25 protein-coding genes and 1 pseudogene are annotated in these 23,603 nt (G+C 57.1%); 9 read left to right on the top strand and 17 right to left on the bottom strand.

The window, feature by feature from the left end; genetic code table 11:
- Window positions 1-17: 17 nt before the first annotated feature.
- Together thiS and F6A13_RS04035 are read right to left on the bottom strand one after the other, a co-directional pair.
- A complete protein-coding gene (gene thiS, locus F6A13_RS04040) occupies window positions 18-218 on the bottom strand; it encodes a sulfur carrier protein ThiS (protein ID WP_126605020.1) in 201 nt (66 codons plus the stop codon).
- Window positions 219-322: 104 nt separating this feature from the next.
- Window positions 323-1,009 carry a hypothetical protein gene (locus F6A13_RS04035; RefSeq protein ID WP_126605018.1) on the bottom strand — a complete coding sequence of 229 codons (687 nt, stop codon included), beginning with the start codon at window positions 1,007-1,009 and terminating at the stop codon, window positions 323-325.
- 232 nt (window positions 1,010-1,241) lie between these two features.
- Between F6A13_RS04035 and carA the strand changes: the two genes are divergently transcribed.
- Genes carA through F6A13_RS04015 form a run of 4 tightly spaced genes read left to right on the top strand, consistent with a single transcriptional unit; the run spans window position 1,242 to window position 6,934 of the window.
- On the top strand, window positions 1,242-2,384 hold the full coding sequence (carA, locus tag F6A13_RS04030; protein WP_113527116.1) for a glutamine-hydrolyzing carbamoyl-phosphate synthase small subunit: 1,143 nt from the start codon (window positions 1,242-1,244) through the stop codon (window positions 2,382-2,384).
- Complete coding sequence (carB, locus tag F6A13_RS04025; RefSeq protein WP_126605017.1) at window positions 2,377-5,616, top strand: carbamoyl-phosphate synthase large subunit; 3,240 nt, start codon at window positions 2,377-2,379, stop codon at window positions 5,614-5,616. The genes carA and carB overlap by 8 nt, the downstream gene beginning before the upstream one ends.
- A complete protein-coding gene (gene greA / locus F6A13_RS04020) occupies window positions 5,613-6,089 on the top strand; it encodes a transcription elongation factor GreA (protein WP_113527118.1) in 477 nt (158 codons plus the stop codon). Before carB ends, greA begins: the two co-directional genes overlap by 4 nt.
- An 11-nt stretch (window positions 6,090-6,100) precedes the next feature.
- Window positions 6,101-6,934 carry an undecaprenyl-diphosphate phosphatase gene (locus F6A13_RS04015; RefSeq protein ID WP_113527119.1) on the top strand — a complete coding sequence of 278 codons (834 nt, stop codon included), beginning with the start codon at window positions 6,101-6,103 and terminating at the stop codon, window positions 6,932-6,934.
- On the opposite strand, the gene F6A13_RS04010 is transcribed toward F6A13_RS04015, so the two are convergent.
- The 7 genes from F6A13_RS04010 to F6A13_RS15765 form a co-directional block, all read right to left on the bottom strand.
- Window positions 6,928-8,130: an MFS transporter gene (locus F6A13_RS04010; protein ID WP_126605703.1), complete on the bottom strand. Its 1,203-nt coding sequence runs from the start codon at window positions 8,128-8,130 to the stop codon at window positions 6,928-6,930. The two genes, F6A13_RS04015 and F6A13_RS04010, sit on opposite strands and share 7 nt — an antisense overlap.
- Window positions 8,131-8,149: 19 nt before the next feature.
- Window positions 8,150-9,094 (bottom strand): heme o synthase, encoded by a 945-nt coding sequence (locus tag F6A13_RS04005; protein WP_126605015.1) that lies wholly within the window; start codon window positions 9,092-9,094, stop codon window positions 8,150-8,152.
- Between the two features lie 28 nt (window positions 9,095-9,122).
- Entirely contained in the window at window positions 9,123-9,479 is a 357-nt protein-coding gene (locus F6A13_RS04000) for a cytochrome o ubiquinol/quinol oxidase subunit IV (RefSeq protein WP_126605013.1), read from the bottom strand.
- On the bottom strand, window positions 9,476-10,111 hold the full coding sequence (locus F6A13_RS03995) for a cytochrome c oxidase subunit 3 (RefSeq protein ID WP_126605012.1): 636 nt from the start codon (window positions 10,109-10,111) through the stop codon (window positions 9,476-9,478). The genes F6A13_RS04000 and F6A13_RS03995 overlap by 4 nt, the downstream gene beginning before the upstream one ends.
- Window positions 10,112-10,177: 66 nt before the next feature.
- Window positions 10,178-12,328, bottom strand: coding sequence for a cbb3-type cytochrome c oxidase subunit I (locus tag F6A13_RS03990; RefSeq protein ID WP_126605010.1), 2,151 nt, complete (start codon window positions 12,326-12,328; stop codon window positions 10,178-10,180).
- 18 nt (window positions 12,329-12,346) lie between these two features.
- On the bottom strand, window positions 12,347-13,312 hold the full coding sequence (locus F6A13_RS03985) for a COX aromatic rich motif-containing protein (RefSeq protein ID WP_126605009.1): 966 nt from the start codon (window positions 13,310-13,312) through the stop codon (window positions 12,347-12,349).
- 864 nt (window positions 13,313-14,176) lie between these two features.
- The gene (locus tag F6A13_RS15765; protein WP_264158138.1) at window positions 14,177-14,299 is read right to left on the bottom strand and encodes a hypothetical protein; all 123 of its coding nucleotides are present in this window, start codon (window positions 14,297-14,299) and stop codon (window positions 14,177-14,179) included.
- A gap of 42 nt (window positions 14,300-14,341) precedes the next feature.
- On the opposite strand from F6A13_RS15765, the gene F6A13_RS15325 reads away from it, so the two are divergent.
- Window positions 14,342-14,644, top strand: coding sequence for a hypothetical protein (locus F6A13_RS15325; protein WP_172959362.1), 303 nt, complete (start codon window positions 14,342-14,344; stop codon window positions 14,642-14,644).
- Between the two features lie 238 nt (window positions 14,645-14,882).
- On the opposite strand, the gene F6A13_RS03975 is transcribed toward F6A13_RS15325, so the two are convergent.
- From F6A13_RS03975 to F6A13_RS03970, 3 genes are all read right to left on the bottom strand, one after another.
- Window positions 14,883-15,497, bottom strand: a complete 615-nt coding sequence (locus F6A13_RS03975; protein ID WP_113527709.1) for a hypothetical protein — start codon at window positions 15,495-15,497, stop codon at window positions 14,883-14,885.
- A 300-nt stretch (window positions 15,498-15,797) separates the two neighbouring features.
- On the bottom strand, window positions 15,798-15,920 hold the full coding sequence (locus F6A13_RS15760; protein ID WP_264158138.1) for a hypothetical protein: 123 nt from the start codon (window positions 15,918-15,920) through the stop codon (window positions 15,798-15,800).
- 166 nt (window positions 15,921-16,086) lie between these two features.
- Window positions 16,087-16,356 carry an ISAs1 family transposase gene (locus F6A13_RS03970; protein ID WP_172959361.1) on the bottom strand — a complete coding sequence of 90 codons (270 nt, stop codon included), beginning with the start codon at window positions 16,354-16,356 and terminating at the stop codon, window positions 16,087-16,089.
- Window positions 16,357-16,616: 260 nt separating this feature from the next.
- Between F6A13_RS03970 and F6A13_RS03965 the strand changes: the two are divergent.
- A pseudogene (locus tag F6A13_RS03965) lies at window positions 16,617-16,868 on the top strand (IS30 family transposase); the annotation flags it as partial.
- 55 nt (window positions 16,869-16,923) lie between these two features.
- On the opposite strand, the gene F6A13_RS03960 reads toward F6A13_RS03965, so the two are convergent.
- From F6A13_RS03960 to F6A13_RS03950, 3 genes are all read right to left on the bottom strand, one after another.
- Window positions 16,924-18,006 carry a cytochrome d ubiquinol oxidase subunit II gene (locus tag F6A13_RS03960; protein WP_113527201.1) on the bottom strand — a complete coding sequence of 361 codons (1,083 nt, stop codon included), beginning with the start codon at window positions 18,004-18,006 and terminating at the stop codon, window positions 16,924-16,926.
- A gap of 88 nt (window positions 18,007-18,094) precedes the next feature.
- Window positions 18,095-19,549 (bottom strand): cytochrome ubiquinol oxidase subunit I, encoded by a 1,455-nt coding sequence (locus F6A13_RS03955; RefSeq protein WP_113527200.1) that lies wholly within the window; start codon window positions 19,547-19,549, stop codon window positions 18,095-18,097.
- Window positions 19,539-19,835: a DUF6444 domain-containing protein gene (locus tag F6A13_RS03950; protein WP_113527199.1), complete on the bottom strand. Its 297-nt coding sequence runs from the start codon at window positions 19,833-19,835 to the stop codon at window positions 19,539-19,541. Before F6A13_RS03950 ends, F6A13_RS03955 begins: the two co-directional genes overlap by 11 nt.
- Window positions 19,836-20,528: 693 nt before the next feature.
- Between F6A13_RS03950 and F6A13_RS03945 the strand changes: the two genes are divergently transcribed.
- From F6A13_RS03945 to pdxH, 3 genes are read left to right on the top strand one after another with little or no spacing between them, the layout of a single operon-like run.
- On the top strand, window positions 20,529-21,260 hold the full coding sequence (locus F6A13_RS03945) for a type 1 glutamine amidotransferase domain-containing protein (protein WP_225981946.1): 732 nt from the start codon (window positions 20,529-20,531) through the stop codon (window positions 21,258-21,260).
- Window positions 21,261-21,271: 11 nt separating this feature from the next.
- The gene (gene rpiA, locus F6A13_RS03940) at window positions 21,272-21,931 is read left to right on the top strand and encodes a ribose-5-phosphate isomerase RpiA (protein ID WP_113527197.1); all 660 of its coding nucleotides are present in this window, start codon (window positions 21,272-21,274) and stop codon (window positions 21,929-21,931) included.
- Between the two features lie 31 nt (window positions 21,932-21,962).
- Window positions 21,963-22,619 (top strand): pyridoxamine 5'-phosphate oxidase, encoded by a 657-nt coding sequence (gene pdxH / locus F6A13_RS03935; RefSeq protein ID WP_113527196.1) that lies wholly within the window; start codon window positions 21,963-21,965, stop codon window positions 22,617-22,619.
- Between the two features lie 16 nt (window positions 22,620-22,635).
- Here the strand turns inward: pdxH and F6A13_RS03930 are convergent, their stop codons facing one another.
- Window positions 22,636-22,950: a hypothetical protein gene (locus F6A13_RS03930; protein ID WP_126605007.1), complete on the bottom strand. Its 315-nt coding sequence runs from the start codon at window positions 22,948-22,950 to the stop codon at window positions 22,636-22,638.
- Window positions 22,951-22,973: 23 nt separating this feature from the next.
- Entirely contained in the window at window positions 22,974-23,597 is a 624-nt protein-coding gene (gene leuD / locus F6A13_RS03925) for a 3-isopropylmalate dehydratase small subunit (protein WP_113527194.1), read from the bottom strand.
- Window positions 23,598-23,603: the final 6 nt, after the last annotated feature.

The following is a 23,603-nucleotide window of genomic DNA, read 5'->3' as shown; positions in this document are numbered from 1 at the left end:
GATTTAGTGCGGAGTACTCAGCCGCCGCCTACCGCCTGGATGATCTCCAGGCGGTCACCGGCCGCCAGCGTCGCCGTGGCGTGGGTACTGCGCGGTACGATTTCACCATTGCATTCAACGGCCACACGGCGCTCCGCCCAGCCCAGCTCGGCCAGCAGCGCCCGCACCGTCATCTGCTCAGGCACCTCGCGGGCCACACCATTCACCAGAATCTGCATGATAGCGATGCTAGAACCTCACCGGAAGAGCGTCAAGCGAATGCGCCCGCCCAGGTGGCGCAGATATTCCGAACGATCGCGGCAATGACAAAATAACCCCGTGTTCAGGGCGTAGGTATAGTCACCGCCGCCCCCGGTAGCCCTACAGAGGCCTTCCATTGCTGCATCTTGCCGATGAGTGGCGATTCGGCGCATTGCTGTGAAGTAATCGAACCGCAGGCACTGGCCCACTCCCCGGTTACCCCGAAAAACTTTGCTGCGGATTGCATTTGCTGGGACTGAGCGCCTGTGGCCCGGGTGCTGAGTGCCTGATAATGTGCCGCGCGCTTCTCCGCCCAAGCGGAGACGTCCTGCCAGCACGACGTCCGCGCGACGGACGACATCGCCGCACACCGGGCACTGTCCTGACGTGCTTTGGTCATATCCCCCTGCCACGCAGCGGAAAAGGATGTGCCGGCGCCGCTCAGGGTCTGCGCCGCGGAGGGCGCTGCCGGAATAGCCGGTGCGGCGGGAAGGGCTGGCGCTGTGGTGGTCAAGGGCAGCGCTGCGGACGAATAACGAACCGGGGGTGGTGTTACGGAAGGCGCGGCCGGGCGGGGAACAACGGCCGGCGCACTGCGCACCGGTGCCGATGTGACGCGGGCAGGCGGCAATGGAGCTGCGGCAAGGGCCGGATAGTTACCCACCATGCCTTGCGACTGCGGCGCCATCCCGTTTGTCGTAGTCGTCGCACACCCCGCCAGTACCAGCATGCCACCCATGGCGAGCACGGACCATTGCATCCAACCCATAAAGCACCTCTTCGTCAAATCATAAAGTAGCGTTCGAGTCTAACATCAGGACATGCCTGCTCAAGAGCCTAATCATGGCATGCCCCCGGAAACCCGCGTCGGAAGGCCGCCACCACGCTCGGTCTGGCCGCCGTGCGTTGACCATACCCGTTCCGGTCCTTAGAATAGGCGATATCTACGTGGGAGGGGACCCCCTCCCTTTTTTTGCATCCTCTTGTTGGCGAGGTGGGGCATGCAGGCGGTCTTGGCATTGGCAGACGGCAGCATCTATCGCGGTATAGGCTTTGGTGCCACCGGATTGGCAGCAGGCGAAATCTGTTTTAACACCGCCATGAGTGGTTACCAGGAGATCCTCTCCGATCCCTCGTATCAGGGGCAGATCGTTACGCTCACTTACCCCCATATCGGCAATACCGGAGTCAACCCGGAGGACATGGAGGGTACCCGGGTATTCTGCTCCGCTCTCGTCGTGCGCAATCTGCCACGGCAACCCAGCAGTTGGCGCAGCACCCAGGACCTGTCCGCCTTCCTGCAGACCCATCGAATTCCGGGCATCGCGGGAATCGACACCCGCGCTCTCACCCGCAGACTGCGGGATAACGGCGCTCAGAACGCTGCCGTCCTCGTCGGAGAAACCGCCAGCGAGGAGAAGGCCCTGGCCGCGGCGCGCGCTTTCCCAGGCCTCATCGGCCGTGATCTGGTGCAGGATGTGGGCTGCCGGGAGGCATACACCTGGGATCTCGCCAGCGGCACCCCCGAACAGGGCTATCACGCACAGGCCGTCACCCGGACACAGCGCCATGTGGTGGTTTACGACTTTGGCACCAAACGGAATATCCTGCGCCTGCTGGCGGATCGGGCCTGTCGAATCACGGTGGTGCCGGCCCGCACCGCGGCCGCCGAGGTGATCGCCCTGCGCCCGGACGGCGTACTCTTCTCCAATGGTCCCGGTGACCCGGCGGCCCTTGGCTATGCGGAAGAGGCCATGCGCCAGATCATCGCCACGGGTATTCCCACCTTCGGACTCTGTCTGGGGCATCAGTTGCTGGGACTGGCCCTGGGCGCCAAAACCGTCAAGATGAAGTTCGGACACCACGGTGCCAACCATCCGGTCAAAGATCTGCGCAGCGGTCGGGTGTTGGTCACCAGTCAGAACCACGGTTTCGCGGTGGACGCGGACACCCTGCCAGAGTGCCTGGTGGCGACCCATGCCTCACTGTTCGACGGCAGCCTGCAGGGCATGGCGCATCGGGAGCTGCCCGTATTTTCCTTTCAGGGCCACCCTGAGGCCGGACCCGGGCCCCATGACGCCCGTGTAATTTTTGACGACTTCGTTCACGCCATGAACCAGTACGGAGGCCGTCACCATGCCTAAACATCAGGACATCAAAAGCGTCCTCCTCATCGGCGCCGGACCCATCATCATCGGCCAGGCCTGTGAATTCGATTATTCCGGCGTACAGGCCTGCAAGGCGCTGCGGGAAGAGGGTTGCCGGGTCATTCTGGTCAACTCCAACCCTGCCACCATCATGACCGATGCGCAGACTGCGGACGCCACCTATATCGAACCCGTCGAGTGGCAAACCGTGGCGCGCATCATCGCCATGGAACGCCCCGATGCCATTCTCCCCACCATGGGCGGTCAGACCGCACTGAACTGTGCCCTGGACCTACACCGGGAGGGGGTGTTGGAGCAGTACGGTGTCAAACTGATCGGCGCCTCCGTGGAAGCCATCCGTGAGGCCGAAGATCGCGGTCTCTTCAAAAAGGCCATGGAAGAAATCGGCCTGGAAGTGGCCCGTTCTGCTTTCGGCCATGACATGGGAGGCGCGCGCCAGATCGCGGAGGATATCGGTTTTCCGGTCATCGTCCGGCCGTCCTTCACCCTGGGCGGCACCGGCGGCGGCATTGCCTACAACCGTGAGGAATTTGAGGACATCGCGGCGCGCGGCCTGGAGGCCAGTCCTACCCACGAAATCCTCATCGAAGAGTCCATCATCGGCTGGAAGGAATTCGAGATGGAAGTGGTCCGCGACCGGGCGGATAACTGTATCATCGTTTGCTCTATCGAGAACTTCGATCCCATGGGCATCCATACCGGGGACTCCATCACCGTGGCCCCCGCCCAGACCCTTACCGATCGTGAATACCAGCGCATGCGGGATGCGTCCATCGCCGTGTTGCGGCGTATCGGGGTGGATACCGGCGGCTCCAATGTACAGTTCGCGGTCAATCCCGAAGATGGGCGACTGATCGTCATCGAGATGAACCCGCGGGTGTCGCGTTCTTCGGCGCTGGCCTCCAAGGCCACAGGCTTTCCCATCGCCAAAATTGCCGCCAAGCTCGCGCTGGGCTACACCCTGGATGAGCTGCGCAATGACATCACCCAGGCGACACCGGCGAGTTTCGAGCCGACCATCGATTATGTGGTCACCAAAATCCCCCGCTTCGCCTTCGAGAAATTTCCCGAGGCCGATGCCCACCTGACTACCCAGATGAAGTCGGTGGGTGAAGTGATGGCGATTGGCCGCAGCTTCCAGGAGTCACTGCAAAAGGCGCTGCGTGGCCTGGAGACGGGTGTGGATGGCCTGGATGAGAAACTCATCGGTAATGATCCGGACACCCTGCAAAAACTGGAACAGGAGTTACGGGTTCCCGGTGCCGATCGCCTCTGGTACCTGGCGGACGCCATACGGCGCGGCTGGGATCAGGACAGCCTGCAACGCATCACCCGCATCGACCCCTGGTTTCTGGAGCAGATTTTCGAAATCATTCAGACCGAGGAAAGCCTGCGCGGTCTCTCCCTGGCGGGCCTCGATGGTACCCGGCTCCGCACCCTCAAAGGCATGGGTTTCTCGGACCGGCGGCTGTCCCGCCTGTTGGGTTGCCACGAGCAGCAGTTGCGTGAACAGCGCCAGAAGCTGGGTGTCCGCCCCGTCTATAAACGGGTGGACACCTGTGCCGCCGAGTTCCGCTCACCGACTCCGTATCTCTACTCCACCTATGAGACGGAGTGCGAGGCGGACCCGAGTGATAAACCCAAGATCATGATCCTGGGCGGCGGTCCCAACCGGATCGGACAGGGCATCGAGTTTGACTACTGTTGCGTACATGCGGCCATGGCCCTGCATGAGGACGGCTTTGAGACCATCATGGTCAACTGCAACCCGGAAACGGTTTCCACCGACTATGACACTTCCGATCGCCTGTATTTTGAGCCGCTCACCCTGGAAGACGTCCTGGAAATCGTCGCCGTCGAAAAGCCGCATGGCGTGATCGTCCAGTTTGGCGGCCAGACACCGCTGAAGCTCGCCAATGATCTGGAGGCCGCCGGTGTGCCCATCATCGGCACCACGCCGGATTCCATCGATCTGGCGGAGGATCGCGAGCGCTTCCAGCAGCTTTTGCAACGCCTCGACCTGCGGCAACCAGAAAACGCCATTGCCCGGAGCGCTCCGGAAGCCCTGAGCAAGGCGCGAGCGCTGGGCTACCCGCTGGTGGTACGCCCCTCTTATGTGCTGGGCGGTCGCGCCATGCGCATCGTCTATGGGGAAGACGACCTGCAACGCTACATGGTGGAAGCGGTGCGCATCTCCAATGACCAGCCCATCCTCCTGGACCGTTTCCTGAACGACGCACTGGAAGTGGACGTCGATGCCGTCGCCGACAGCGGGCAACAGGTGATCGTGGCCGGGATCATGGAGCACATCGAGCAGGCGGGAGTCCACAGCGGCGACTCGGCCTGCTGTCTGCCGCCCTACTCTCTGTCCCCGGCTATTCAAGATGAAATCCGGCGGCAGACGGTGGAACTGGCCCTGGCGCTCGGGGTGGTGGGCCTGATGAACTGTCAGTTCGCCGTCCAGAACGAGCGCATCTATGTGCTGGAGGTCAACCCGCGCGCCTCACGGACGGTACCTTTCGTCTCCAAGGCTACGGGATGGCCCCTGGCCAAAATCGCCTCCCGCTGCATGACCGGAAAGTCTCTGGCCGCGCAGGGCATTCCACAGATTCCCAACCCGCCCCATTTCAGCGTCAAGGAAGCGGTCTTCCCCTTTATCAAATTTCCCGGCGTGGATATACTGCTGGGGCCGGAAATGAAGTCTACGGGCGAAGTGATGGGTATAGGCGCCAGTTTTGGTGAGGCTTTTCTAAAGGCGCAGGTTGGTGCTGGCGAGCACTTTCCGAGCTCCGGCACGGTTTTCCTCAGTGTTCGCGATGCCGATAAAAAGGGACTCACTCCGACCGCTCGGATCCTGTCCGAACTCGGGTTCAAACTGATCGCCACCGGGGGCACCGCCGCCTTCCTGCGGAAGGAAGGTCTGGAAGTCGCCCCGGTTAACAAGGTGACCGAAGGCCGTCCCCATATCGTCGATGCCATCAAGAACGGCAAGGTGCAGATCATCATCAACACCGTGGACGAACGCCAGTCGGTGCGGGATTCTTTCAGTATCCGCCGCGCTGCTCTGCAGATGGGATTGACCTATTACACTACCCTGGCTGGCGCCACCGCGGGCGCCGCTGCCATTCACGCTCTGATGACGGAAGAATGCAGCGTACTCCGGCTCCAGGATCTGAACCAGAAAAATACCAGCACGAGGCAGATATGAATGATAAAATTCCCATGACTGTTGTTGGTGCCCAGCGGCTGCGCGACGAGTTGCATCGCCTCAAAACCGTTGACCGCCCTACCGTGATTGAAGCCATTGCCGAGGCGCGCGCCAAGGGTGACCTGTCGGAAAATGCCGAATATGACGCCGCCAAGGAGCAGCAGGCTTTTATCGAGGGACGTATCCGTGAGGTGGAGGATTATCTGGCCCGTGCCCAGGTCATTGACCCCAAGCAACTGAATACCGGCGGTAAAATCGTTTTTGCGGCCACTGTGGAGCTGGAAGATGCGGAAGGCAACGAGGTGACCTACCAGATCGTGGGTGATGCCGAAGCCGACCTCAAGGAAAACAAGATATCCATCAGTTCCCCCATTGCCCGCGCGCTCATCGGTAAACACGAAGGTGATCCTGTTGAAGTGCGCGCCCCCGGCGGGACACGGGAATACACCATTCTTGCCGTGCGTTACATATAGGTCATGATCGCATGACACAGCATATTTACCTGCTGTTCCTGGCCGTACTTCAGGGCGTTACGGAGTTGTTTCCCATCTCCAGCCTGGGGCATATCATTTTGGTGCCAGCGCTCCTGCATTGGCCCATCAACCGGGACGCAGGGTGGTTTCTGCCCTTTGTGGTCGTGCTCCACCTTGCCACGGCCACGGCGTTACTCCTGTTCTTCTGGCGCGACTGGGCGGCGCTGCTCGGCGGTTTCATTCGGGCACGGGGACGCCCCGACAATCCCGACTCCCGGCTATTATGGATTCTCTTCATTGCGTCCATTCCCGCCGGTTTGCTGGGCCTGGCCCTTGCCCACAAGATCAAGGCCCTATTTGGCGGCTTCACCTTTGCCGCAGTGGCGCTGATGATCAACGGCGCCATGCTCATCCTGGGGGATCGCCTGCGCGCGCGGCAACCTAGCCATTCGCTGGACAATCTGAGTTGGCCGCGTGCCATCGGTATAGGGTTTGCCCAGTCCCTTGCGTTGATTCCCGGATTTTCCCGTTCCGGCGCGACCCTGGTGGCGGGTATCGGTGTAGGGCTGGACTATGAAAATTCCGCAAAATTTTCCTTTCTGCTCGCCACGCCGATCATCGCGGCGGCCGGCATACTGGAAGTGCCCAAGCTCTTTCACGCACAGATGCCGTCCGGGTTGCTCGGCACCATCTTTCTTGCGGGGCTTCTCTCCGGAATCTGCGCTTGGGCATCCGTCTGGTTTCTGATGCACTATTTTCACAAGCATGAGATCAAGGCGCTGCGGCCCTTTGGCATTTATTGCATCGCCTTTGGTGCGCTGGCACTGATTATCGGCGGCTACTGACCGTCCCCTGCTTCCCGGGCGTCGGGTTCCAGCAATAGTGCCACGCGTTTTCCGTTCCAGCTTTGCAGGGCGAGGAGCAATCCGACGGCGGCAAGGAGATAAAAAACACCCTGCTCGCCGGCCATGCCCAGCCCCCAGCCACCAACCACACCGCCTGCGAATATCCCCAGAAACTGCATCAGCGAGTACACACCACTGGCCGCTCCCCGCTGTGCCTGGGTGGTGCTGCGACTCATCATCGAGGGCAGAATCGCCGAGGCCACGTTGTAACCCGTGAAGAAAATCACCGCTCCCACCGCCACCGGCCAGAAGTGACCCGCGAGCAAACCCATGCACAGCGCCCCCGCAGCGATGGCAAGACCACTGAAGACCAGCATCTGTCCGTGCTGTTTGTGCCTTTCGGCGTGGATCACCGGGTAGAGCATGCCCGCCACCGAGAGCAGCATCACCGGCAGATACACTTCCCAGACGGCACTGCCCGGAATGTGCATGGCCTTGACCAGTTCCGGGGAGAGCACCACGAAACTGGCCCCCAGCACCATCTGCAGGATGAAGATGCCGACACTGGCGGTCAGAACCGGGGGGTATCGGAATATCCTCAGGGCGTCACGCCAGGTCCCCATGCGTTGCTGTAGATTGTGGGGGATGGGGGGAATCCCTTTCCACAGCGGTAACAGCGCGAGGACACCGAGTGCGGCGGCCACTAGAAATACCCCGGTCAGCCCGGAGAGACCGTAAAAAACGGGTCCCAGCGCCATCCCCAGCACATAGGCGATGGCGATGCTGCCGCCGATGGCGGCCATGGCCTTGGTGCGGTGCTGTTCCCCGGTGAGATCCCCGGCGGTGGCCAGCAGCACCGAGGAGACGGCGCCCGCACCCTGCAGCAGACGGGCGAGAATGATGCCCCAGATGTTATGGCTGACCGCCCCTAGCAGGGAGCCCAGGACGAAGATCAGCAGACCAAAGACCAGTACCCGCTTGCGCCCGAAACGGTCGGAGGCCACCCCGAAGGGAAACTGCAGGGCGGCCTGGGCCAGTCCGTAAATACCAATGGCCAGGCCCAACAGCACCGGGGTGCTGCCACGAAGCTGGTCGTTGTCCAGGGCCAGTACCGGCATGAGCATGAACAGACCGAGCATGCGCGCGACATAGATGAAGCTCAGTCCCGCTACCGCCCGCTTTTCAAACGGGCTCATGGGCGGGCCTTTGGCGGCCTCAGAAGAAGCCATAGCCCATCACCAGTTTGCCCAGGATCAGGGCGGTAAAGAGTAAAAACAGGTAGGAGATGGAGTAGGCGAACATCCGCCGCGCGTAGCGGTTCATCTCCGGGCCTTCGGGCAGGCCTTTGAGACGCAGGGCCATGCCCACGAACCATGCGCCGGAGAGCCCGGCGATGGCACCATATAACCAGTCACCGGTGAGTAGCGCTGGCACCATGCTGACGATCCAGGTGAGCAGGGCGTAGTTCCGCACTTCCCGGCGCGTGCGATCGACGCCATGGGTCACCGGCAGCATGGGAATGCAGGCCTTGGCGTAGTCTTCCCGACAACAGATGGCCAGGGGCCAGAAGTGCGCCGGGGTCCAGACGAATACCAGCAGGACCAGCACCAGCGGCAGCGCGGCGAGACTGCCGGTGATGGCGGTCCAGCCGATCAGTGGCGGCAGGGCTCCGGCAAGACCGCCCCAGACGATGTTCCAGGGCGTGCTGGGTTTGAGGTAGAGGGTGTAGACGACACCGTAGCCGACGGTGCCTACCAGGGTCAGTACCAGGGTCAGCGGGTTGGTGCCCCAGGCCAGTACGGCAATGGCGGCGCACATCAGTGTCATGGCATAGGCAATGGCACCACCACGGCTGATGCGTCCTTCGGCCAGCGGCCGGTGGAGGGTGCGTCGCATGTGCTGGTCAAGGCCGGGCTCGACAATCTGGTTGAGTACCCCTCCTGCCCCTCCGGCCAGCGCAATACCCGCCAAACCCGCCAGCCCCGACTCCCAGTGCAACCCGGCGTCGGGGGCGAGGATCTCGCCCACTGCGGCGGTAAATACCAGCAGCGATACCACCCGCGCCTTGGCCAACACCCAGAGATCGCGAACAAAAGACGGCCGAACCCGGGGACCAGAAAGATCGCCAATGCCGCCGCTGTGGACTCCTTCTTTTAACATGACGTTAGGACCTCCGGAATTCGTGCGGTCAGTGCATCATGCCAGGCATAATCATCGTGCGCAGATACAATTGCGAGAACATCCACCAGGTCAGCCCGATGGTAACCAGAAAAAGCGGCATGAACATCACCAGCGCCACAGTATTCCAGATGTTGTGTTCGGAAACATCGATATGCAGCAGGAAGTAGATCTGCGCAATAATCGCTATGCCCGCGCAGACCGAGATGACCATCAGCAAACCGAATGGCGGCACGGCACGCGATGCCACCAATAAGGTAGCGACGAACATCAGGATGCTGGAAACCGCGAACCCTGCAAAATATCCCCGGGAAGTGGACATCTGTACTTCCGGATGCAATGTCGGATCATCGTGACCGTGACTCATGACATATATCCCCATAAATAAACGAACACAAACACAAACACCCAAATAATCGCCTGCAAATGCCAAAACATACGCAGTGTCAACAACCGGCCCACCACCTCAGTGGTAAAGCCCTTGGTCAGCACCTGGGCCATCATCACCAGAATCCAGATCAACCCAAAGAAAATATGGGCGGCATGTACCTGGGTCAGGATAATAAACGCAGATATCCCGCCACTGGTTGCAACCGTGATACCCAATGACGCCAGATGCGTCATGTCATGAATGTCCAGTGCCAGAAACAATACACCAAACACGAAAGCCGCGAGCAAACCATTGATCAACCCGCTTTTGTTTTTGTGCTTGAGTGCATTCATGCCAAAACCATAAGCCAGCACGCTGACAAACAGCGCCATAGTCTGAGCAAAAGTATACCAGGGCTTTACAAAGTCGGCCGGGGTAGGGCCACCAAAATAACTGTGCTGGTAACTCAGCACGCCATAAGCGGCAAAAAGTGTCGCAAACAGCATGCCGTCGCTCAGGAGATACATGAAATAACCAAAGGTGCGGGTGGAGATCACATCATGCTGATAGTGACTTTTATCCCATAATTCTGCTGCTTTCGGATCTACATTACTGGAATGAGAACTCATAAAAACTCCTCAATCTACCGTTCATTAACGGGTAGCCGATACCTCGGCTACCACCTGTCAGGGCCATCAACTGCGATGATGATCCAGCCCCACGGATGAGCTCGGCTGCGAAGCCAGCGGCGGCAGGTCAGAACGCTCATAGGCTATAGCCTCACCCAATACGCCGCCGCCTACCTGATGCCGCTGTTTACCTATCCGTGCTTCACGGCGCATGGCTGCTTTTTCCATCTGTTCCAGTTCCGCCGCGGTAATGATGTAACCCGGATCGCCCTTGAAGGAGCGGTAGATTACGAGTGCAACGATTGCCAGCAGGGAGAAGGCACAAAGCCACCAGATACGCCATACCAGGGCGAAACCCAGTACAAAGGTCAGGCCGCCGAGGGCAATGGCCACACCGGTATTATTGGGCATATGGATATCCTCATAGTGATCGGGCTGGACATGGTCGATGCCGTTGTCACGCCGCCAGGCCACTTCGTCACGCGCATTGATGTGCGGCAGTACGGCAAAGTTATAAAATGGCACAGGAGAATGGGTAAGCCATTCCAGCGAGCGGGAGGTACCCCAGGCATCCGCGCCAACCTGGTTGCTCGCATGATCGCGGACACTGACATAAAGCAGCGCAAAAAATGCGAGGACGGAAAGCGTATACACCACGATGCCGAATTCCATCACCAGCAGATAAGGATGCCAAGCGGTGTTGAACACATAATCCAGACGCCGGGTCATCCCCATGAAACCGAGCATGTACATTGGCACGAACACCAGCGCCGTACCGGCAGAAAAGAGCCAGAACATGGTCTTTGCCCAGAACTCATTCAGCTTGAAGCCAAAGACCTTGGGAAACCAGTAGATCACCGAAGCAAAAATGGCGTACACAATCGTCAGCAGCATGGAATGGAAATGCGCGACCACAAAAACGCTGTTGTGGACCATGTAATTGATGGCCGGAACCGCCAGCATCATACCCGTCAATCCGCCTACCAGCAGCAGGAAAAGCGCGCCGATGGCCCACAGCATGGCGGCGGTGAAAGTCAGGCGCCCGCGATACATGGTGAATGCCCAGTTGAACACCTTCACACCCGTAGGAATGCCGACCAGCATGGTGGCCACACTGAAGGCGCTGTTGACGTAGGGTCCGGCGCCCATGGTGAAGAAGTGATGCAGCCAGACCATCCAGGACAAGCCGGCAATGGCCATACTGGCGAGCACCATGGTCATGTAGCCAAACAATGGTTTTTCGGAAAAGGTCGGAAAGATTTCCGACATCATGCCGAAGGCCGGAAGAATCACGAAATAGACTTCCGGGTGGCCCCATATCCAGAATAGATTGGTATAGAGCATCAGATTGCCACCCAGACCAGCCGTGAAGAAATGCGCGCCCAGATACCGGTCTGCAGCAACCAATGCAAGTGCCACCTGCAGTGCCGGGAAAGAAGTCAGGGCAATCACGTTCGACGCAAGCGAAGCCCAGACAAAGATCGGCAAACGACCCCAGGTCATGCCCGGCGCGCGCATCTTGACGATGGTCGCCAGAATGTTGATGCCGCCCAAGGTGGTCCCCAGCGCCAACAACTCCATGGTCCATATCCAGTAATCAACGCCCACGCCCGGGCTGTATTGCAGCTCGAAGATCGGCGCATAACCAAACCAGCCGTTGTGCGCGAAATCGCCCACGAACAGGGAAATCATGATCAACGCCCCGCCCGCGGCGGTGAGCCATAGCCCCAACGCATTCAGGTAGGGGTAGGCCATGTCCCGGGCACCGATCTGAATGGGCACGATGATGTTCATGAAGCCGACGAGCAACGGCGTGGCTGCCAGCAGGATCATGATCACCCCATGGGCACTGTAGACCTGCCCGAAATGGAACGGAGTCAGGTAACCGTGCGTCGCACCGAACACTCCCGAGGAATGCGGGCCTACCGCCCAGGCCTGCTGCGTCCGGATCATCAGACCATCGATGAAACCCCGGAACAGCATCACCAGACCAATGAGGATGTACATCACCCCCAGTTTTTTGTGATCCACGGTGGTCAGCCATTCCTTCCACAGGTAGGTCCATTTCCCGTAGTACGTGATCAGGCCCAGCACCAGAACGGCCCCGATGACCACCGCGACAAACAGCGGCGCCAGGATGGGGTTGTCGTAAGGAATCTGAGACCAGGCAAGGCGCCCCAGCATGGGGTTCCAGCCCCCGGCTAAATCTACGAGCATCTGTCAATTCTCCTGTTGTTAGTCGCGGTGTTCGGCGTTCTGCTTCTGCATATACGCCACCATGTTTTCCGTCATCATCGGCGGGATGGGCCAGGTTTTACCCTTCATGACCTCGTCGACGACATGGTCGAACAAACCGTCCGGCACCGACGAGAAATAGGCCACCTTATGATGCACATTGATATAAGGGTCGGCGTAGTCATTGAAGCTGGCGTAGGTCATGGATGTCGGAGATTGCTGCACCTTCCGCACCCACTCGCGGAAGTCGGCCGACTTCACTATTCTGGTCTTGAAGGTCATCCAGGAGGTGCCCGCGCCGGCATAGTCCGAAGCGATGCCCTGGTATTCCCCGACATGGTTGCTTTCCAGGGCGTTTTTCGTACGCATGCCGGGCATTACGTCGATCATGCCCACCAGTTGTGGAATGAAGAATGTCGTGGTCACCGCAGAGGAGGTCAGACGGAAAAATACCGGGGTATGCGCCGGCAGCACCAGTTCGTTGGCCACGGCCATATGATACTGCGGGTATACAAAAAGCCACTGCCAGTCGGTCGCGATGACATCCACCTCGACCGGATCACTGACGGGTTTCAGATGGTTGGTAATCACCGTCGGATTATATGGATTTATCTCGAAAGTGCCGGTTACCGCAAAATAGGACAAAAAGCCGACAGCAATGATGGGGATCCCCCAGACAACCACTTCAATGGTGTTGGAATGGGACCAGGTGGGGTCATATTTCCCCCGGTTTTTGCCCTTCTGGTAGCGCCACATGAACCAGATCACCAGGAGCGCCGTCACGCCGACGATGCTGGCCATGATCCCGACATCCACCAGCAGATAAAACAGGTTGGTATCAGCCATCAACCCTTTGGGATCGAATATCCAAAAGGGACTACCCGCGCAGCCACTGAGCAACAGAATCGGCGCGAGGGCGGCATGGCGGCACCCGTTTTTAAGGTTATTCCTCCACTTCACTTGCATTGACATTTCTCCCTGACGGATTTCAGACCATCCGCGATATGACAGGATAGCGATCACTATCCGATTACCTTTTCCGACACTGCATGCAGATCAGGATTTCCATGGGCTTCCACGGCACAGCGGCCACCGAACCACGGCGCCCGGGCTCCGGCGATTCCGCGGCAGGCCGCCATTGGCACCAGTTTTCACCACTTCCATAAATCATATAAATTTATACTATTACTGCCTATTGATTACCTGGCAGTAAAACTAGTGCAGGCGGGGGCGCAAAGCAATAGAGATTTGCCTCAAATATTTTTGGGCTTATGTAAATAGTATTAGTGATACGCGCGCGCCCAAAAGATAAATCATAATATTACCGTTATCTTATAGATGTGCAACTGTAAACTATCCGGTGGAACAGACAGTTGGTTAATATTCACTCATGAAATATAACACCACCACAAACTGTATATTTGATTATTAGCATAATTTAATGTTCATGCCTGGAAGCTCACAAGGAAGTTTCCCTGGCTGATTTTTAAAAAATATAAAACCATCTGTGGGTATTTTTAACGTAAAAAACCATGTTTCAGATGTCTGCAAGAACGGCGTTTGTTTCCCCGAAAATATCCACCCCGGCCTCCTGCAATCGAAAATCCGATGATGACCAGGCACCGTACGGATAGCAGGGCTCTGTCAAGCTCGCCAGATATAGTAGCAGAGGCTTGCTGCCGCTGATTTTAGTGGTGGCTTGAGGAACTGTGTTGGTGGAAATGCGGCATTTTCAGGCTGTTTTTGGTGCGGAATCGTGGATGGGGTGGCTGGCGGACGCGGCTTGCCCTCCGGAGGCATTTCCGGATAGGTAAACCCCGTGGTGGCGGCTCAGTATCCGAGTCGACGGAGAGTGTTAGATGCGCTGGCGGCGAAATCCCGACACGCTTTGGCGATGTTCTTGACGCCGGTGAGGCGCAGGATGCTCATGGCCAGTTCGCGCAAGATCGCCATCCTACAGGGTCCGTTCTGGGTGCGAACTTGGGAGAGGTCCTCGTGGAAAGTGGCGTCGCGGACATGATGGTTTCGGTTTTCAATTTCCCAATGGCCACGGACCAAGCCCAACAGATTTTTGGGAGTGGCACGATCTGGGGTCAGGCTGGTGGGTCCGAAGGCGTAATCATCCCGGATGAGGCCATCTTTGCTGTTTACGGTGGACCGTTGGATCAGGAAAGCTTGTCCGACATGCGGAAAATGGATGCCGGTTGCCCAGGTAGCAACGATGATTTTGCGATATTCAAAGCGGCCTCAAGAAATCCACACTTGGCGAGCCTCCGCATAATTTTGGTGATACACTGAACGGGAACCCCGAGATAATCGGCAATTTCACGACTAAGTACCGGCTCGCCGCGCTGCTATGCGACAATATATATCAGGCCGCGCAGGGCTTGTTTGGTGGCTTTGCTCAATACCATGGGTCTTCCCCTATTTTTTACATATAACAAGAGCCACACTCCTTACCGTGCAACTCCTGATAATGATGATCATCAGACCACTGCAGAAATAACCGATTGCTTCCTGCACAGTGTTGGTTAATTCAGGCAGAATGTGCCTGGGCGGAGGCCGATGTACCATCATCCATCTTTAGAAGGTTACGACGCATGGCCCAGACCATACCGAACATAGCTGCAGCAAATGCGGCAGAAAAGCCGATAATGATCCAGTTATATACGGAAGGACCGGCATCCGGCGCCAAAGCAAAGATGAATTGCAGGGCAACAGCCAGGGCCAGATAAGCAGTAGAACCAATAATCAACACCGCTTCTTTATTGCGCACATTACGCAGCACCCAAATGCCTTCAATCACACCAACAATCGCCACCCAGGCAAAAATGGTCAGTAATGTAGGCAACATACTGACACCCTGTGAAAGAACAATGACCGCGATACCAGCCGCGATCCCGATGACGGCTTTAATGGCAATCAAAACTTTTGGACAGGCGCCACTCCCTTTCTGGGCAAGACGCATTGCGGAATAACCGCTATCAAAAAACACGTAAATGGCAAAAAACCAAACCAGCAAAGTAATGGTTTCGCCAAAAGCAATCAGTGATGCAATTACAAACAATAATGCGGCAACACCCCGAGAGGCGAGTAAAGGCCAGGAGAACAGGGTCAGGCGGGCTGGATGGATTGATGCTTGTGAATTCATATTGACACCTCCTTTTATCGGCGCTATTACACAGCATCCTTAATTCAAGGGTGAAATCGTATTCATCCACACGAAATACCGTTATGCAGTTTATAGCTCGCACACAGGGCTCCGTCAAGCTCGCCAGATATAGTAGCAGAGGCTTGCTGCCGCTGATTTTAGTGGTGGCTTGAGGAACTGTGTTGGTGGAAATGCGGCATTTTCAGGCTGTTTTTGGTGCGGAATCGTGGATGGGGTGGCTGGCGGACGCGGCTTGCCCTCCGGAGGCATTTCCGGATAGGTAAACCCCGTGGTGGCGGCTCAGTATCCGAGTCGACGGAGAGTGTTAGATGCGCTGGCGGCGAAATCCCGACACGCTTTGGCGATGTTCTTGACGCCGGTGAGGCGCAGGATGCTCATGGCCAGTTCGCGCAAGATCGCCATCCTACAGGGTCCGTTCTGGGTGCGAACTTGGGAGAGGTCCTCGTGGAAAGTGGCGTCGCGGACATGATGGTTTCGGTTTTCAATTTCCCAATGGCCACGGACCAAGCCCAACAGATTTTTGGGAGTGGCACGATCTGGGGTCAGGCTGGTGGGTCCGAAGGCGTAATCATCCCGGATAGAGATAATCAGCTTTTTTGTCTTCGACGAGGAAGCGGGCCGTCTCCCGCTGGGTATGCAGGGCATCGGCAGTGACGACCTTGCCCGTGATGTCGACATCCGAGAGCAGGTTGCGCAGTTCTAGAATTTCGTTGGTTTTCCGGGCGATTTCCTTTTGCGCGATGGTGACTCCCTGTCCATGCAGGAACACGCTGAGCAGATGCACCTGAGTTCCCTCTGCACGCACGACACCTTTGAGGACTTTGCCATCAACGGCCACGGCTTCAAAGCCCGCCGTACCCAGTGCCAGGCGCCGATCGCCGCATCCAGCGCATCCACATCGACCCCTTGCAAGACACGCCGGATGGTCGGTTCGGAGGGGGCCACATGAAGATCGCTACCGAGAACGGGTGCTACGGCAACTGGCTCAACGTGCCGAAAAGATGGGCATGAGACTGGTTCCGGGTGATATTGGCGCTTCGTAACTACAATGTATTCAAAACCATAAAAAGTGTTTCTTGAGAGGATCTGGAAAAACGCACCCATCTGCGGGTCTACTTTGCCGACCCCCACATCCCTTGGCAGCGCCTGGCCAATGAAAATACCAACGGACTGCTGCGGCAGTATTTTCCTAAAGGAACGGATTTATCGCAATACTCTCAGCAGTACTTGACCAAAGTCGCCGAGGAGATGAATAATCGACCAAGAAAATCCTTGGGTTTTCTAACGCCATCAGAAGTAATGGCAAATGAGATCAAAGAGTTAAACGATAGTATTGCACTTCAAAATTGAAACCGCCAGTTGCAATGGAGGATGGACAGTAAAAGTCTACCCTCCCCCACAAGTTTTAATGCTCGCCGTAACTGGCCATTTTCGTGGTGCGACCACGGAACACCCAGATTTGATAGGCGTTGTACATAATCATGATGGGTACAAATCCGGTCATGAACAACGTAAACACGGCAATGGAGTTAGCTGGATTGGCAGCCGCCTGGATGGTCCAGGTTTCAGGAACAATGTAGGGATACATCGTGGCCCACATAGCAAACCACAGGAGTACCACAACCCCTTCACCCCAGAGCAGCGCGAGAAAATCCCGCTGCATGGAATGATTCATCATGGATTTGAAGGCGAAAAATAGGACCACCAAGAGCCACAAAGCCCATACCCACCAATAAGGACCAGTCCATTTTGCCGCTGCCCAGGGGAATATGGCATAGGACCATACCAGCGTGACGACGATTGCCGCTAAGGCAAGGTAGGAAAAAAGGGTGGTCCAGCGCTGTGCTTTGACATTGATCGGATCACCTTTTTCAAAGCGTGCACTCAGGTAAAGACCTCCTGCCAGTCCGGCCGCAATGACCGCTCCAAAACCCGTTAACAGGCTGAAAGGTGTCAGAAAAGTAAGTGCCGTCCCGGTAAAATGTGGAACTGGCGAATTTACAAAAAGGCCCGGAGCCCCTTTGGCCATGGCCGCACCAGCCTTCATAGGAAATCCCTGCAAAGTGGCTCCCAAGGCGATGCCTGCCCCGAAAGGTGCGAGAAAGCTGCCCCCAGCAAAGGCCCAGCCCCAGAACCGCTTGCTTCCAACTGCATGCACATGGAATTCAAAAGCGACAGCGCGCCATATCACGCCCCATAAAGCCAGCATCAGTGGAATCATCAGATAATTAAAGGCCGATCCATATACCAGCGGAAAAGCGCCGAACAGGACGCCGCCGGCGACGACCAGCCAGGTTTCATTGGCATCCCACCAGCCAGCCATGGAAGCCATAATGGCACCCCGTTCCTGCTCATCCGGAGAAAAAAGGGCAAACACCCCTGCACCCAGATCGGCGCCATCCAGGGCAATAAAAAAGAGAAACATCAGACTGAGTAACAGCCACCACCACGTCGTCAAGGTGGTGGCGATTCTGGCGAGATCAAACATATTGTATTACTCCTTCAATCAAAATCCCTTGAAACCGCTCTTGGCCTCCAGGACATACCCGTTGCGTACCGCGGGGTACGGGTAGAGCTTAGTAAGATTTTCCAAAGCTGGGTTTGGCAAATATCGGTTTCGCTAGCCCACCACCGGCATCTTCCTGATCGGCATACTGTTCTGGCGCACCCGGTAAGGGACTTTCCAGATCAGGCCCCTTGCGGATCACGCGGGAGAAGAAATACCAGGCACCCGCCCAGACGGTCAGCTCAAATACCACATACCCGGCAAACCAGGCGATTTCTTCACCGAGACCCATGTGGCTGACACCCTCATAGGTACGCATAATGTTGTAAACTATCCAGGGCTGACGCCCCACTTCACGGGTCCACCAGCCAGTCCAGACGGCAAGATAGGGCAGGAACCCACCCAACACCATAGCCCTGAGAAACCATGGACGCTTCCGCAACCCCGCCACAGTCAGTTGTCCGCGCAGGATGAGGGAGGTACCCCATAACGCCATAAAGAACAGCAAGAAACCGATAGCCACCATGACCCGGAATGAATAGAAAGGTACCCAGACATCCGGACGGTCTTTTGCGGGAAACTGATCCAGGCCGGGAACCACGCCATTTAAGGTGTGTGTTTCCAGCAGACTTAATACATGGGGAATACGGATTGAAAACAGACTTCCATCGTTGGCAGCATTGGGAATGGCAATCAGATTCCAGGAAGTGTTCGGTTTACCATCGGGTAGATAAGCATGGTAATGCCCTTCCATGGCGGCCAGTGAGGTCGGTTCACTATGGGCCACATCCACGCCCAGACTATCGCCTAACCAGATTTGTATCGGCATCGCGATCAATAACGCCAGAATGGTAGGCTTCAACATCTTGACGAACAAATCGGCGTGACGATTCTTGAGAATAAACCAGGCACTAGTCCCAGCCAGCACAAAAAAGCCCAAGATCATGGTAGCCACCCACATATGAGGAAAGCCCCACTCATTACTTTCATTAAAAATCGCACTCCACCAATTCGTCACCAGAAACAGACCGTGTTTCAGCACGACACCATCGGGAGTCTGCATCCAGCCATTGGCAACCAGAATCCAGAAAGCCGACAAACTGGAGGCCAATGCTACGTTGAAGGTTGAAAACAAATGCATGCCTTTACCAATTTTATGCCAACCAAAAACCATGAGGCCAATAAAACCAGCTTCATACATAAAGGCGGTAATGGTTTCGAAGCCCAGAATATTCCCAAAGAAGGGACCAACGGCTTGCGCGAACGGCCCATAGAGTATGCCGAAGGCCATTTCCATGGTGACACCGGTAGCCACACCGGCTCCGAAATTGACAATAAAGATTTTTTCAAAAAAGCGTTCAAGACGATACCATCGTTCATCTCCAGAACGCAGCCAGGCTACTTCCAGCCCGAAAAGGATCCAGGACACCCCAATGGTCAGCGGCGTCCAGAGAATATGCATGGAGGTAATCCAGGCAAAATCGAGTCGATCCAACAAGATAGGTAATGTATTTTCAACAAGCATAACAAACTCCTTCAACGCATAAGGTCAGCAAGATGGCTGATGGTAACTGTTCACCAGGGCGCAGTCGTTCCAAGGCGGACAGCAGGGTTTCTCCCTGAAAAGATTTCGCTGCAGGCTTGTGCAGACCATCCGAGGACGGCGGTTTGCTGGAATTGTGGCTATCTTTGGCCAAACGGACTCCAAGTACGGCTATCCGTGACTTCAGATCCGCATTTTCCGCGAAAAGAAATCGGATCAGATCAACCTTGGCAGCATGGTCCATCGCGCTCAGGTCAGGCTGATTCATATCGTCCTTGTGGCATGATAGCTTGCAACATTTCACATCAAAACGATCCATAAAACACTGGGTGGTGAACAGTTACGCTATTTCTCCCTGACGGACTGTCAGATCATTCGCGATATGACAGGATAGCGATCACTATTCGTTTTACTTTTCCCGACACTGCATGTATGCAGATCAGGATTTCCCTGAGCCTCCATGGCACAGGGACCATCGAACCACGGCGCCCAGGCTCCGGCGATCCCGCGGCAGGCCGCCATTGGCACCAGTTTTCACCACTTCCATAAATCATATAATAAATTTATATTATTACTATCTAATGATTACCTAATAATAAAACTAGTGCAGGCGCGGGCGAAAAGCAATAGGGATTTGCCTCAAATATTTTTGGGCTGATGTAAATAGTATTAGTGATACGCGCGCGCCAAAAGGAAGTCTCCCTGGCTAATTTTTAAAAAATATAAAACCATCTGCGGGTATTTTTAACGTAAAAAACCATGTTTCAGATGTCTGCAAGAAAGGCGTTTGTTTCCCCGAAAATATCCACTCCGGCCTCCTGCAATCGAAAATCCGATGATGACCAGGCACCGTACGGATAACGCCTGGTCTCTCGGTATCTGCGCATTTCTGCACGAAAACAGCCGGTGCCCCGGCAGCGGTTGCCCTTTTCTTGCCTGCTGGCCATGCTAAACTCTGGTCATGACTATCCGGCCTTTCGTCCTCATTCTGCTCAGCGCGGCGCAACGTCTTCGCCTCGATGACGGCGCCGAGGTGGCTACCGGATTCTGGGCCGAAGAGCTGGTGACACCCTGGCAGATACTGCGCGAAGCAGGATGGCAACCGCACGTCGCCACTCCGGGCGGGGTGCGGCCGTCGGTCGATGCCGAGAGTCTCGAGCCCGCCGCTCTTGGGGGCGATACCCGTAAGGTCACCCGGTTATGCGACGCCGTGGCACAGATCACGGACTTAACCACACCTGCTGATTTGAATGCGCTGACGGGCGAGGATCTGGACGCCTTGGCCGGTGTTTTCATTCCCGGCGGCAATGGGCCGCTCATGGACCTCTGCCGGGCACCGGCGATGGACCGCCTGCTGCGCTACTGCCTGGCGACGGCAAAGCCCGTCGCCACCCTCTGCCACGGCAGCGCAGCACTCCTCGCCACCTGCGGCGGGGCGGACCGTTCGCCTTTCCTGGGGCAACGGGTAACCTGCTTCAGTGCGGCGGAAGAATCGGCAACAGCGCTGGCCGGGCGTTGGCCTTATACCCTCGAAGACCGGCTCCGGCAGGAAGGCTTCCTGGTCAGGGTCGGTGTTCCGTGGCAAAGCCATGTGGTCACGGACCGCCTCATCCTCAGCGGCCAGAACCCGGCCTCTGGGGCCGCACTTACCCATGCTTTCATGCAACGCCTCACCTCCACCCCAACACAATAAAGGAAAAGTACATGAATATTGATGCACTCAAAAAAATGGCGGCCGAAGCCGCTCTGCGCTATATCCAGCCCGGCATGGTCGTCGGGGTGGGCACTGGCTCCACCACCAACTTCTTCATCGAAGCACTGGGCGCCGCCCAGATTCATGTGGATGGCTACGTCGCGTCCAGCATCGCCACCGAAAACCGCCTCAAGGCACAGGGCCTCAATGTGCTCGAACTGAACGCCACGGGCGATATTCCGGTCTATATTGATGGCGCTGACGAGGCCGACCCGCATTTCCGCCTCATCAAGGGCGGCGGCGGTGCCCTTACCCGCGAAAAGATCGTCGCCAGTGCCGCCCGACTCTTCGTGTGTATTGCGGATGACAGCAAGGATAGACCCATGCTCGGCAAATTCCCCCTGCCTGTGGAAGTGATTCCGTTTGCTCGCAGCTTTGTCGCCCGGCAACTGGTGAAGATCGGTGGCAGCCCCACCCTGCGCAGCGGTATCACCACGGACAACGGTAATGTCATCCTCGACGTCACCGGACTCGATCTCTCTGACCCGTTACGGATGGAAGAAACCATCAATGCGATCCCGGGGGTACTGGACAATGGCATCTTTGCCCATCGGCGTGCGGATGTGATGCTGTTCGGCAGCGCGGGCGGCGTCATCGAACGCAAGGCATAAGCGCCAGCAGCATCCTGAATGGAGGGAGAGTATGGAAGGCGAAATAGACCACCGCAGTACCCGCCGAGACTTTGTGCACAGCGAACTGCGTCGCAAGGATCTGAATCCCGATCCTTTTCATCAGTTTTCCGACTGGCTGGCGGCAGCGATCGCGGCACAAAACTTTGATGCGACAGCCATGGCACTGGCGACAAGCGATGCGGAGGGGCATCCTGACGTGCGAATCGTGCTTCTCAAGCATTTTGACGAAAGCGGTCTGTGCTGGTACACCGATCAGCGCAGCCCCATGGGACAGCAACTGGCGGCCAACCCGCAGGCAGCCGTAGTGTTTTACTGGCCGGAAAATGACCGACAGGTACGGGTGGACGGCGCCGTCGAAAAACTCAGCGATGTCGAGGCGGATGCCTATTTTCAGCAACGTCCCGAAGGCAGCCGCTTTGCCGCCGCCGCTTCCGAGCAAAGTCAGCCCATCGCCAGTCGCGCAGCACTGGAGCAGCGCGTAGCGGCCTTACGGGCCCGTTATCCCGCCGGAGACGTCCCGCGCAACCCCGCTTGGGGCGGCTACCGTCTGCAGCCGGAACACTTCGAGTTCTGGCAGGGACGTCGCAGCCGGTTGCATGACCGTTTCCGTTATAGCCGTCCGGCCGATACCGGCGGTGCGTGGGTGATTCAGCGGCTGATGCCCTGAAAAAAGCGGCGCGGCGCTAAAACGCCTCCAGCCGCGCCGCGTAATCCACCACGATCATCCGGTAGATGCGCTCCCCCAGTTGCACATGGGCGGACTGCGGGGCACCGATACGGATCGTGTTATCCCCCGCCGCACTCAATCCCGAGGGCCCGAAGTGCTCCTGCTCGATGAGGTCGTTGAGCAGTGCCACCAACTCCTCCCGGGGTGCCGAGGCGGTATTGTCGATCAGCCTGCACGGCTTACCCCGTTTGGTCATACCTTCCAGGACGACCGCGCCTGAACACAGGGGCGGCAAACCGTTCTCTTCCGCTATCGGTGATTCCTGAACCATGTTTTCCTGCTCCTGAGTAGTCCTCAATCACGAAATAACCAAGGTGCCGCTTGCCGTTGCCGTGCCTCATAGACCCGGATGGCGTTGTCCTGCTGCAGGGTGAGCTGAATGTCATCCAGACCATGCATCAGTTTGTGCTTGTGGCCCGCATCCATCGGGAAGGCATAGCGGCTATCGCCCATGGTCTGCACCTCCTGCGCGGGCAGGTCGATGCGCAGACGGTAGCCGGGGTTCGCCGCCACTTCATGGAAGAGATGATCCACCACGTCCATGGGCAGGCGTACCAGCAGGATACCATTCTGTACGCAATTATTGGCGAAAATATCGGCGAAACTTGGAGCAATCACGGCCCGAAAGCCATAATCCGCCAAGGCCCAGGGCGCATGTTCACGACTGGAACCACAGCCGAAGTTTTCCCGAGCCAACAGGATCTGTGCGTCCGCATAGGCGGGCTGATTGAGCACGAAATCCGGGTTATTTACCTGCTTTCCATCCCGTTCCAGATAACGCCAGGCGTCAAAGAGGTGTTTACCGAGCCCCTTGCGCTCAATGGTCTTGAGGAATTGCTTAGGGATAATTGCATCGGTGTCCACGTTGGGACGATCCAGCGGCGCAACCACCGCTTCCACTACGGTAAAGGCTTCCATTATCTC

Source organism: Acidithiobacillus sp. 'AMD consortium', from assembly GCF_008926505.1.
Classification (GTDB): Bacteria; Pseudomonadota; Gammaproteobacteria; order Acidithiobacillales; family Acidithiobacillaceae; genus Acidithiobacillus; species Acidithiobacillus ferridurans.
The sequence above is the reverse complement of the archived record's forward strand: the minus strand, read 5'-3'. Positions and strand labels throughout refer to the sequence as shown.